This window comes from Massilia sp. CT11-108, assembly GCF_047302915.1.
Lineage (GTDB): Bacteria > Pseudomonadota > Gammaproteobacteria > Burkholderiales > Burkholderiaceae_D > Telluria > Telluria orientalis.
In genome coordinates this window covers 25289-36866 of sequence record NZ_JBKYMO010000015.1, presented here as the reverse complement: position 1 = coordinate 36866, position 11578 = coordinate 25289, and the positions used below count along the sequence as shown (strand labels likewise).

The following is an 11578-nucleotide window of genomic DNA, read 5'->3' as shown; positions in this document are numbered from 1 at the left end:
GCCCGTCACCCATGCGAGCGCCGAGTCGGTGCTGGCCGCCGTCAGCGCGCGCGCGACCACCGACGTGCACACGGGCCACCTCGATTACGACGCCTACCGCGACGCCGGCGGCTACCGGCTGCTGCGTGCGTGCACGGAAGGGCGATTCGACCCGGAGAGCGTGATCGTGACCTTGATGGCGTCCGGCCTGCGCGGCCTGGGCGGCGCCGGTTTTCCGGCCGGGCGCAAGTGGCGCATCGTCAGGAACGAGCCGGGCCCGCGCCTCATGGCCGTCAACATCGACGAAGGCGAGCCGGGCACGTTCAAGGACCGGCATTACCTCGAGCGCGACCCGCACCGCTTCCTGGAAGGCGCCCTCGTCGCCGCGTGGGCCGTGGGCATCGAGACGATCTACCTGTACCTGCGCGACGAATACCACGGCCTGCGCGCCATGCTGGAGCGGGAACTCGACCGGCTGCGCGCCGATCCGCCGGTGCCCGACCTGCCGGACATCGTCCTGCGGCGCGGCGCCGGCGCGTACATCTGCGGCGAGGAATCCGCGATGATCGAATCGATCGAGGGCAAGCGGGGCATGCCGCGCCTGCGCCCGCCGTACGTCGCGCAGATCGGCCTGTTCGGGCGACCCACGCTGGAACACAATATGGAAACGCTGTACTGGGTGCGCGACATCGTCGAGCGCGGCGCGGAATGGTTCACGAACCGGGGCCGCCACGGGCGGAAGGGGCTGCGCTCGTTTTCCGTGTCGGGCCGCGTGCGCGAGCCCGGGGTAAAACTGGCGCCGGCCGGCATCACGATGCAGGAACTGTTGAACGAATACTGCGGCGGCATGCGGGAGGGGCACACGTTCTATGCCTACCTGCCGGGCGGCGCGTCGGGCGGCATCCTGCCGGCCTCGATGGCCGACGTTCCGCTCGACTTCGACACGCTGCAGCGCCATGGCTGCTTCATCGGTTCGGCCGCCATCGTCGTGCTGTCCGACCGCGACACGGCCCGCGCCGCCGCGCTGAACACCTTGCGCTTCTTCCGCGACGAATCGTGCGGCCAATGCACGCCGTGCCGCGCCGGCACCGCGAAGGCCGTCGCGCTGATGGAGCGGGCGACGTGGGACACCGCGCTGCTGGCCGAGCTGTCGCAGGTGATGCGCGACGCGTCGATCTGCGGCCTGGGCCAGGCGGCGCCGAATCCGTTCGACTGCGTCATCAGGTATTTTCCGCATGAGCTGGGGGGATCATGAGCGTGACGTTCGAACTCGACGGCCGGGAAGTCGAAGCGCAACCGTTCGAGACGATCTTCGAGACCGCGGCCCGCGCCGGCATCGCCCTGCCGCACCTGTGCCACAAGGACGGGCTGGAACCGGCCGGTAACTGCCGCGCGTGCGTCGTGGAAGTCGACGGCGAACGCACCCTGGCGCCGTCGTGCTGCCGCCATCCGGTGGCCGGCATGAAGGTGCGTACGGACAGCGAGCGCGCCGTCGCCGCACGCCGGATGGTGCTGGAGCTGCTGCTGTCCGATTTACCGAGTACGGTCCGCACTGCGCCCCGCACGCGCGACGACGAGGTCGCGCAGTGGGCAAATAAGCTGGGCGTGGGCACGCCGCGCTTTCCCGCCACGCGCGCGCTGCCGCCGGCGGACGCGAGCCATGCCGCGATCGAGGTGAACCTCGACGCCTGCATCCAGTGCACGCGCTGCGTGCGCGCGTGCCGCGACGAGCAGGTCAACGACGTGATCGGCCTCGCCGGCCGCGGAGAAAATGCGCGCATCGTGTTCGACCAGGGCGACCCGATGGGCGCGTCCACGTGCGTCGCGTGCGGCGAATGTGTGCAGGCCTGTCCGACGGGGGCGCTGGCGCCGGCGCGCGGTGCGGCACTCGTCGTGCCCGACAAGCAGGTCGATTCCGTGTGCCCGTACTGCGGCGTGGGCTGCCAGCTGACGTACCACGTGAAGGACAACCGCATCGTGCGCGTGGAGGGCCGCGACGGACCCGCCAACCACGGCCGCCTGTGCGTGAAGGGGCGCTACGGCTACGACTACGCGCACCATCCGCAGCGGCTCACCAGGCCGCTGATCCGCCGCGAAGGCGTGCCGAAACGCGGCGACTTCACGATGGACCCGGACCGCGTGCTGGACGTATTCCGCGAAGCGACGTGGGACGAAGCGCTCGAGGTGGCCGGTGGCGGCCTCGCGCGCATCCGCGACGCGCACGGCGGGCGCGCGCTGGCCGGCTTCGGCTCGGCCAAGGGCAGCAACGAGGAAGCGTACCTGTTCCAGAAGCTCGTGCGCACGGGCTTCGGCAGCAACAACGTCGACCATTGCACGCGGCTGTGCCACGCGTCGTCCGTCGCCGCGCTGCTGGAAGGGATAGGCTCGGGCGCCGTGTCGAACCCCGTGATGGACGTGACGCGCGCGGAGGTCGTGCTGGTCATCGGCGCCAACCCGACCGTCAACCATCCCGTCGCGGCCACGTGGATGAAGAACGCAGCGAAAATGGGGACAAAGCTCGTGGTCGCGGACCCGCGCCGCTCCGACCTCGCGCGCCACGCGCACCGCTTCCTGCAGTTCAAGCCCGACACGGACGTCGCGCTGCTCAACGCCATGATGCACACGATCGTGGAAGAGAACCTCGTCGACCCGGCGTTCATCGCCGACCGCACGAGCGGCTACGACGCGCTGGCCGCGAACGTGGCGCACTACAGCCCGGAAGCGATGGCGCCCATCTGCGGCATAGCCGCGGAGACGATCCGCTACGTGGCGCGGCTGTATGCGACATCGAAGGGATCGATGATCCTGTGGGGCATGGGCGTGTCGCAGCACGTGCACGGCACGGACAATGCGCGCTGCCTGATCGCGCTCGCGCTGATGACGGGCCAGATCGGCCGTCCCGGCACGGGCCTGCATCCGCTGCGCGGCCAGAACAACGTGCAGGGCGCGTCGGATGCGGGCCTCATCCCGATGATGTATCCGGATTACCGCCGCGTCGACGATGCACGGGCGCAGGCGAAGTTCGAGGCCGCGTGGGGACGGAAGCTGGACGGCAAGCCGGGTTTGACGGTCGTCGAGATCATGGACGACATCCTCGCAGGGGGGATCAAAGGCATGTACATCATGGGCGAGAACCCGGCCATGTCCGACCCGGATGCGAACCACGCGCGCGAGGCGCTGGCGGCACTGGAACACCTCGTCGTGCAAGACATCTTCCTGACGGAGACGGCATACCTGGCCGACGTGATCCTGCCCGCATCAAGCTTCGCGGAAAAGACCGGCAGCTTCACGAACACGGACCGCGTCGTGCAGCTGGGCCGCCAGGCGCTGGACCCGCCGGGCGATGCGCGCCAGGACCTGTGGATCATCCAGCAGATGGCGCACCGCCTCGGGCTGGACTGGGCATATGCCGGCCCGGCCGCCGTGTTCGACGAGATACGGCGCCTCATGCCCAGCATCGCCGGCATCACGTGGGACCGGCTGGAACATGACGGTGCCGTCACGTACCCGTGCCGTGCGCCGGGCGATCCGGGCGAACCCGTCGTCTTCACGCGCGAGTTTCCGCGCGAAGGCGGCCGCGCGCGCTTCGTCCCGGCCGACATCATCCCGGCCGACGAGCGTCCCGACACCGAGTACCCGGTCGTGCTGATCACGGGCCGCCAGCTCGAGCACTGGCACACGGGCAGCATGACGCGCCGCGCCGGCGTGCTGGACGCGCTGGAGCCGGACCCCGTCGCGCTCGTGCATCCGCTCGACCTGGAAGCGCTCGGGGGCCGGCCGGGCGACGTGATCACGATCGCGTCGCGCCGCGGCGAGGTCGCGCTGTATGCGCGAGCCGACGACGGCACGCCGCGCGGCGCCGTGTTCGTCCCGTTCTGTTACTACGAGGCGGCCATCAACCGGCTGACGAATGCCGCCCTGGACCCATACGGCAAGATCCCGGAATTCAAGTACTGCGCCGTGCGCGTGCGGCTGGGCGGCGAGGTCGTGCACCCCGGTTCCTACGGTGGCGGCCAGATTTTGGGCGACGTGGCAGAATTGCAGACATGACATCTTTTTATCGTCCCCAACTGTCCCAGGCCAGCGCCGGGCTCACGCATCCCGTGACGGCCATCGATGAGCGTGGGCGCCGCGAGACGCTCTACATTCCGGCCGAGCGCCCGCTGACGGTCTACGTGGACAAGCGCGAACTCGTCACGCTGATGACCCTGGGCGCGGCGCCGGAAGCGCTGACGCTGGGCTACCTGCGCAACCAGCGCCTCGTGCGGTCGCTGGACGACATCGTGTCCGTGCAGGTCGACTGGTCCGTGGACGCCGTGGCCGTCGTCACGCGCGGCGGCATCCAGGACGTGGAGGCGCGCACGGCCAGGAAAGTCGTCACGACGGGCTGCGGGCAGGGCTCCGTGTTCGGCGGCCTGATGGACGAGGTCGACCGCATCGTGCTGCCGCCCGACGCGCGCCTGCGCCAGTCCGTCGTGCACCGCATCGTCGAGACCGTGCGGACCCAGCAATCCGTGTACAAGCAGGCCGGCTCCGTGCACGGCTGCGCGCTGTTCACGAGCGACGGCGACCTGCTGTGGTTCATCGAGGACGTGGGCCGCCACAATGCCGTCGACGCCATCGCGGGACTGATGTGGCTCGAGGGGATGGACGGCGCCGACAAGGTGTTCTACACGACCGGGCGGCTGACGTCCGAAATGGTCATCAAGGGCGCGCAGATGGGTATTCCGTTCCTGCTGTCGCGCTCCGGCACGACGCAGATGGGGCATGGAGTGGCGCAGCAGGTCGGCATGTCGCTGCTCGCGCGCTGCAGCGGCCATCACTTCCTGCTGCTGTCCGGCGCGGAGCGTCTCGTGTTCGAGCCGGACTGGCTCGCCGCGCTGGAGACGGCGCGCACGTTGCGAACGGCATGAATGCGATTGCCGACGCCGTCGCGCGCGCGTTCACGCTGCTGTTCACGGGGGATCCCGACCTGTGGCGCATCGTCTGGGTGTCGCTCAAGACGAGCATCGTCGGCCTGCTGCTGGCCACGCCGCCCGCGATCCTGATCGGTTACGTCGTCGCCATGCGCAAGTTCCGCGGGCGGCGCATCGTCATCTGGCTGGCGCAGGCGGCGCTGTCGCTGCCGACCGTCCTGATCGGCCTCCTGCTGTACCTGCTGCTGTCGCGCCACGGGCCGCTGGGCGGCCTGCAATGGCTGTTCTCGCAGCCCGGCATCGTGTTCGGCCAGTGCGTCGTCGCGCTGCCCGTGCTGCTCGCCTTTACGCTGGCGGCCGTGCAGGGGCTCGATGCGCGCTATGCCGAGACCGCGATCGCGCTCGGCGCGTCGCCCATGCAGGTGATGGTGCGCGTGCTGCACGAGGCGCGGTTCGGCGTGATGGCGGCCGTGCTGTCCGGCTTCGGCCGCGTGATCTCGGAAGTGGGCTGCGCGCTGATGGTGGGCGGGAACATCGAAGGCGAGACCCGCACGATCACGACCGCGATCGCGCTGGAGACGAGCAAGGGCGAGTTCGCGCAGGGCATCGCGCTCGGCATCGTGCTCGTGTCGATTGCGTTGCTGATGAACGGCGCGCTGATGCTGCTGCAGGGCGACGCCCACACGGTCCGGGAGCGCGCATGAGCATCAGCATCCATTCGCAGATTTCGGCGGCCGTCTACGAGAACGAGAACGAGTCACGGCTCGCCTCGCAGCGCGACGAGCGCCGCAAGGCCTTGCTGGGCGTGCGCGGCCTGCGCAAGCGCCACGGCGACCGGCTGCTGTTCGACATCGACCGGCTCGAGATCGCCACGCACAGCGCCTACGTGCTGACGGGGATGAACGGCGCCGGCAAGAGCACCTTGCTGCGCGTGCTGGGCGGCCTGGAGCGGGCCGACATCGACAGCCTGCGCTTCGCCGGCGAGGACGTCCTGCGCGTGCACCCGTATCCGCGCGCACTGCGCCGGGCCATCGTCTACGTGCACCAGCACCCGATCCTGTTCTCGACGAGCGTCGCCGACAACATCGGCTACGGCCTCGTCGTGCGCGGCGAAAAGCCGGAGGCCGTGCGTCCCGTCGTGGAGGAGGCGATGGCCTGGGCCGGCGTGGCGCACCTGCGCGACACGGACCCGACCCGGCTGTCGGGCGGCGAAAAACAGCGCGTGGCGCTCGCGCGTGCAAAAGTGCTGGCGCCGCGCCTGCTGTTGCTGGACGAGCCGACGGCCAACCTGGACGGCGCCGCGCGCGAACAGGTGATCGCCCTGATCCCGACCATGATCGAAGCGGGGAGCAGCGTCATCATCGCCTGCCACGACCGCGACCTGATCAACCTGCCCGGCGTGCAGCGGCTGAAGCTGCGCGACGGACATCTCGAATACCGCTAGGAGAATCGATGCAGCGCCGTTCCATCCTCACCATCATCGCCGGCCTGGCGGTCGCGACGCCATTCGCGCATGCACAGTCCGACAAGGTGCTGCGACTGTCGACCACCACCAGCACCGAGAACTCGGGCCTGCTGGGCTACCTGCTGCCCGCGTTCGAGGCGAAGACGGGCATCAGGGTCAACGTGATCTCGGTGGGCACCGGCAAGGCGCTGGAGCTGGGCAAGAACGGCGACGTCGACGTGACGCTCGTGCACGCGCGGGCGCTGGAAGACAAATTCGTGGCCGAGGGCTGGGGGATCGACCGCCACGACGTCATGTACAACGACTTCATTGTCGCGGGACCGGTCGCCGACCCGGCGGGGGTGAAGGGCAGCCGCGACGTCATCGCGGCCTTCAGGAAGATCGCGGCGGCCAACGTGAAATTCATTTCGCGCGGCGACAATTCCGGCACGGACGTGATGGAGAAAGGCTACTGGCGGCAGGCCGGTACGAAGCCCGCCGGCAGCAACTACGTCAACGCCGGCCTGGGCATGGGCGAGGTGCTGAACATGGCGGCGGAGATGGGCGCGTACACGCTGACGGACCGCGCGACGTATGGCGCCTATCAAGCGAAGACGGGGCTGGCCATTCTCGTCGAGGGCGACAAGCGGATGTTCAATCCGTACGGGATCATTGCCGTCAATCCGGAAAGGCACAAGGGGATCAACTACAAGGGCGCGAAGGCGCTGATCGAGTGGATCACGTCCCCGGAGGGGCAGGCGAAGATTGCGTCATTCAAGCCGGCGGGGGAGCAGTTGTTCTTCCCTTCGGCTAAGTAGCGCGTGGGCACAGGGTGCCCACCCTACGGCTGCGGTAGGGTGGGCTCCCCGAGCCCACGCGTTCAACCGGCCCTTGTATTCACGCCAGCGCGTGCATCACCGCATCGACCGGAATCGCCTTGACCCAGTCCCGTCGCTGATCCGCCGTGATGACGGTGGAGTTGGCCTTGTCGACCGGGGCCCATTCCGGCGTCTTCTGGCGCATCAGCGCGACGACCGGCACGCCCACGGCATTCGCCAGGTGCATCACGGCCGTCTCGACCGAGACGATCAGGTCGCACTGCGCCAGCATCGCGGGCAGCTGGAAGAAGTTTTCGTTGGCGCTGAACAGTTCCGTGCGGTCGAGCTGGCGGCGCGCCAGCATGGCCTTCACGTTGTCCACTTCCTGCGGCACCGCGTTGACGATGAAGCACGCGTCGCGCCATTCCGGCTGGGCGCGCATCGTCGTGATCAGTTCGGCCACGCGCTCGACGGGCCAGCAGCGCTTGCGCGTCTTGGCGAACGGGTTGATGAAGACGAGCTTGCCGCGGCGGCCGTCGAAGCCCCATTCATGCAGGCGCGCCTTCGCACCCTCGACGAACTGCCCGGGAATGTGCACGAACGGGATGCGCCCGGCCGGCGGAATGTCCACGCCGGCCAGCTGGCGGAACCAGTCCGCATGCACGTCGCTGATGTGCGGCGCGCTCGCGCGGTCGGCCACGTCCGGGTCGAGGCTGGCGTCCAGCTTGCGGTAGCTGAACCAGTGGATCAGGCCTTGCAGGCCGTGCGGCTTCTTCAGGCCGAGCACGAAGCCGTCCGGACTGATCTCGCGCGCGAGGTCGGCGTAGAAGTGCGGACGCAGGGTGCCGAGCGAGACGACGATCGGGTAGTGTTCCTGTTGCGCTTCCCGGATGGAAGCCTGGAACAGCTCCGGCGAATAATTCTGCTTGTAGACCTTCCCGATGAAGTCGCAGGCGTCGAGCCAGTCGTACAGGACGTTCTTTTTCAGGTGCGGCCACTGCGAGGCGTCGCTCGTGCGGCGCACTTCGTCCACCCACAGGTGCAGTTTCAGGTGCGGGTAGGCGCGCGCGAACGCCTGGAAGCAGTTCTGCAAATAGGTGTAGTCGCCCAACGCCAGGTGGGCGATGAACAGGATCTTATCCGATTTCTTCAGCAGATCGGTAGGAATGAGAGGTACGTTCATTGTCTCTTACGGGTCGCCTGCCAGTTGTTGTCCGACGCCGCCAGCGGTATATCAGGGTCTGCGATTCAGCAGCGCTAACCGGTCGGCTGGCTGCGCATCTGCCTGGTGAGGATGCACACTACCGCCAACTCTCGAAATCTTCAACAAATTGTCTCGAATTGTAGTCCAAACCGGGACACTGCGTTGCCCCTGACCATATTTTTAGACGCATTGTCCTGTGCGAGCAACATGAACTGAACAGGATGACAAATCCTTGTCCTGGAGACGGCGAAACTGGCGTATTAAATTAACATCAGCGCGCCGTGCCGTCGGCACGGAGGGCTGGATTCTACGCCATGCGAACTCGCGCTGGTGATTTAGACGGACAACAGGCGCACGACGCCGCTCAGGCCGTGCGGTTGCCCGGCCGTCAACGGGCATAGCACGCTCAGGCGGGAGACCGCCTCGCCGGCCGGGAAGGCGATGCGCAGCGGCCCGGGAGCGCCGGTGGTTTTTTCTGCGACTTTCCTGCCGTCGATGAAAACCTGGCACGGGCCCGTGACCTCGAGGAGTTCCAGCCTGCCGCCGTGCTTGCGCACGCGGGCGAAGGCCCGGACGTCGGTGGCGTACAGCATGTAGCCGGTCTGCTCGGCCGCTTTGGCGCGGGTGCCGGGCGTGATCCAGCCCCACGAATTCATGTCGGTGCCGGCGGGACGCAGGTTGGGATCGATCGGCGTCGAACTCGGCGGCGATGAGCGCCAGCCATCGAGGATCTGTACGGGCGCAGACGTGGCCTGGTACGGCCACGGCCGGGCTGTGCGCACCTCGACGTCGAGCACCGCTGGTTCGAGACCGGGCGCGCTGGCGCGCAGCTTGAGGATGCCCGCGCTGCCTTCGCGGGTCTGCACGATCACCTGGGCCAGTCCGTTGAACAGGGCGCGCGTGTTGCCCTTTTCGCTGCTGGTGTCGTTCGGGTTGCCGTTGCCCAGGCCGATGATGTCGGCGCCCTCGGCCCGGAACACGATCTGGTGCTGCGCCAGCGGCACGTGGCGGCCCTTCGCATCGAGCGCTTCGACCTGGATGGGCTGGGCGTCGAGGCCGTCGCCCAGCATGAACCGGCGGTCCGGAGTGAGCTTGAGCGCGACCGGCGCGCCGGTGGTCTCGACCTCGAACCGCTTGGCCACCTTGCCGCCGCGATAGCCCACGGCGGCCAGCTTGCCGGGCGCATACGGCACCTGCCAGCGGTTCATCTCGTAGATGTCGCCCTTCTGGCGCCCTTGCGAGCGGCCGTTCAGGAACACTTCGACTTCATCCATGTTGTGGAAGGCCATCACGGTGATGGGCTGGCCTTCCTTGCCGGCCCAGTTCCAGTGCGGCGCCAGCCGCAGCACCGGTTCCTTGCGCCACTGGGCCTGGTGCAGCCAGAAGGCGTCCTTCGCGAAGCCGCACAGGTCCATGATGCCGAAGAACGACGAATTCGATGGCCATTCGTGCGGCGTGGGTTCGCCGTGGTAGTCGAAGCCGGTCCACACGAACGCCCCGGCCACGAACGGCCGCTCGGCCACGGCTTTCCAGCCGATCCGGTGCGTCGAGCCCCAGGAGGACGCGTCGTCGTCGTAGCCGGCGAAGATGTGCTTGTCGGGGACGGTCACGTATTCGCCGCGCGTCTGGAAGGCCGAGGTGTCTTCGGACGACGTCATCGGCACGGTCGGGAAGGCCTGGTGGAAAGCGTCGTAGGCCTGGTACTGGTAATTGAAGCCGACGACGTCGACGGCCTGCGCCGCGTTGGCGGGCTCGAACTGGCCGGCGTTCATGGCGGCCGTGGTGGGACGCGACGTGTCGAGCGCACGCACGGCGGCGACCATGCGGCGTACCATCTCGTAGCCCTGCTCGGTGCCCTGGACCGGTTCTTCGTTGAACACCGACCACAGGATGATGGACGGGTGGTTGCGGTGGCAGCGCACCAGCCAGGTCAGCTCGTCGACGTGCTCCGGCGACGGGTTGAACACGCGGTTTTCATCCATCACGAGGAAGCCCAGCTCGTCGCACAGCGCGTAGAAACGCTTGTCCTGGGCATTGTGCGAGCAGCGGATCGCATTGACCCCCAGTTCCTTGAGGCGGCGCATGCGGTAATCGAGCAGGCCGTAAGGCACGGCCACGCCGACCCCGGCGTGATCCTGGTGAATGCACACGCCCTGCAGCTTGACGTGCCGGTCGTTGAGGAAAAAGCCGAGCTCGGGGTCGAAGCGCTGGGTGCGGAAACCGCAGCGGGTGACGACTTCGTCGAGCAGCCTGCCGTCCTGCAGCACGCGGGTGCGCATGCTGTACAGGTTGCGTTCTTCCAGGCTCCACAGTTCAGGCGCGGCCACGCGCATGCTGCCGGTGACGACCTGGCGCGTCAGCACGCCCACGTCGGCCGGGGCGCTGAAGCTGGCCACGGTCTTGCCTGCAGCGTCGACGAGGACGCTCTCGACCCGCACCCGCTGCGCGCTCTTGCGGATGTTGTACAAGGTCACTTCGAGCGGAATGGTCCATTGGCCGTCGGCGTACACCGGATGGGCGAACACGCCGTCGGTGACGATGTGCACCTGCTCGCGCTTGACGAGCCACGTGTTGCGGTAGATGCCGGCGCCTTCGTACCACCAGCCCTGCATGGCGTCGGCATCGGCGCGGATCACCAGCGAGTTGAGCGCGTCGCCGTAGGTGGCGAACGGGGTCAGGTCGATGTAGAGCGAGCTGTAGCCGCTCCACGTGTGCGCCACCTGCGTGCCGTTGAACCAGACGGTGGCGAGGGTCGCGATGCCGTCGAGCTGCAGTTCGATGTGCTTGCCGTGGTCCGCCTCGTCCAGGCGGATCAGCGTGCGGTACCAGCCGATGCCGCGCTTGCGGTAGCCCTGCGCCACGTTGGCGTTCTGCTCGGGCACCTGCGCGCTGGCGAAGTCGTGCGGCAGCGCGACGCTGTCCCATTCGGAATCGTCGAAGCCGGGCGCGGCCGCGCCGCCGGCATTGCCGGCCTTGGCGTTGGCATAGGTCCAGCCATGGCCCCGGATGACCGGAAACGCGATGTCGCCTTCATGGAAGCGCCAGCCCTTGTTGAGCGACACCACCGTGCGCCCGGGCGCGGGGCGCGCCTCGCTGGTTGCCGCGTAGGCGGCGGACTGGCCGAAGACCGAGGTGGTGGCGAGCGCACCGGCGCTCTTGAGGAAATTGCGTCTGTTAAGCATCCTGCAACCCTATCAAGGGCGGCAGCGGTTGTCGA

General features: G+C 68.1%; 8 protein-coding genes. 6 read left to right on the top strand and 2 right to left on the bottom strand.

From position 1 onward, the window contains the following. The 6 genes from ACEN88_RS03385 to ACEN88_RS03360 form a co-directional block, all read left to right on the top strand. Positions 1 to 1234, top strand: a 1234-nt coding sequence (locus ACEN88_RS03385; RefSeq protein ID WP_413337392.1) for a complex I 51 kDa subunit family protein, incomplete at its 5' end; no start/stop codon positions are given. Beyond that, complete coding sequence (fdhF, locus tag ACEN88_RS03380) at positions 1231 to 4029, top strand: formate dehydrogenase subunit alpha (RefSeq protein WP_413337391.1); 2799 nt, start codon at positions 1231 to 1233, stop codon at positions 4027 to 4029. The genes ACEN88_RS03385 and fdhF, both read left to right, overlap by 4 nt. After that, entirely contained in the window at positions 4026 to 4892 is an 867-nt protein-coding gene (locus tag ACEN88_RS03375; protein WP_413337390.1) for a formate dehydrogenase accessory sulfurtransferase FdhD, read from the top strand. Before fdhF ends, ACEN88_RS03375 begins: the two co-directional genes overlap by 4 nt. Next, entirely contained in the window at positions 4889 to 5599 is a 711-nt protein-coding gene (locus ACEN88_RS03370) for an ABC transporter permease (protein WP_413337389.1), read from the top strand. Before ACEN88_RS03375 ends, ACEN88_RS03370 begins: the two co-directional genes overlap by 4 nt. Continuing rightward, positions 5596 to 6339 (top strand): energy-coupling factor ABC transporter ATP-binding protein, encoded by a 744-nt coding sequence (locus ACEN88_RS03365; RefSeq protein ID WP_413337388.1) that lies wholly within the window; start codon positions 5596 to 5598, stop codon positions 6337 to 6339. The genes ACEN88_RS03370 and ACEN88_RS03365 overlap by 4 nt, the downstream gene beginning before the upstream one ends. Before the next feature lie 8 nt (positions 6340 to 6347). After that, positions 6348 to 7157 (top strand): extracellular solute-binding protein, encoded by an 810-nt coding sequence (locus tag ACEN88_RS03360; RefSeq protein ID WP_413337387.1) that lies wholly within the window; start codon positions 6348 to 6350, stop codon positions 7155 to 7157. Between the two features lie 79 nt (positions 7158 to 7236). Here the strand turns inward: ACEN88_RS03360 and ACEN88_RS03355 are convergent, their stop codons facing one another. Continuing rightward, positions 7237 to 8340 (bottom strand): glycosyltransferase family 9 protein, encoded by a 1104-nt coding sequence (locus ACEN88_RS03355; protein WP_413337386.1) that lies wholly within the window; start codon positions 8338 to 8340, stop codon positions 7237 to 7239. Between the two features lie 356 nt (positions 8341 to 8696). Further along, the gene (gene galA / locus ACEN88_RS03350; RefSeq protein ID WP_413337385.1) at positions 8697 to 11543 is read right to left on the bottom strand and encodes a beta-galactosidase GalA; all 2847 of its coding nucleotides are present in this window, start codon (positions 11541 to 11543) and stop codon (positions 8697 to 8699) included. Positions 11544 to 11578: the final 35 nt, after the last annotated feature.